The sequence below is a fragment of the Paenibacillus sinensis genome, assembly GCF_019904155.1.
Taxonomy (GTDB): domain Bacteria; phylum Bacillota; class Bacilli; order Paenibacillales; family Paenibacillaceae; genus Paenibacillus_AQ; species Paenibacillus_AQ sinensis.
Genome location: NZ_JAHCMB010000058.1, coordinates 1 through 317, shown reverse-complemented (window position 1 = coordinate 317; position 317 = coordinate 1). Strand labels below are relative to the sequence as shown.

Genomic DNA, 317 nt, shown 5'->3' with positions numbered 1-317 from the left:
GGTGGAACAGGAATTCCACTGCAGACGGCAGGATTTTATACCGTTGCTGGACAAAAGCAGAGGTGGTCGCGGTATTGACGTCATAGCCCTGCGATTCCAGGAGTTCCTTGTACAAACTGTTTCCTCCCATTGAGATGAGGAGATGCATGACTTTTTCAAAGGAAAGCTTTCTCTTCCGGGTAAAATCGGTTTCCGGGTTTTTGATGTAGGGTGCAGGTGCGGCTGACATTTCTCGAATGAGGGATGTCAGCTTGTTTTTTAGCGAAATGGCGTACGGCTCCATTGACGTAACCTCCTTGTTGTTTCAAGGGGCTTCG

1 pseudogene is annotated in these 317 nt (G+C 48.6%); it reads right to left on the bottom strand.

What is annotated here, in order from left to right:
- Positions 1-283 (bottom strand): annotated as a pseudogene (locus KIH86_RS07720) (IS4 family transposase); the annotation flags it as partial.
- Between the last annotated feature and the right edge of the window lie 34 nt (positions 284-317).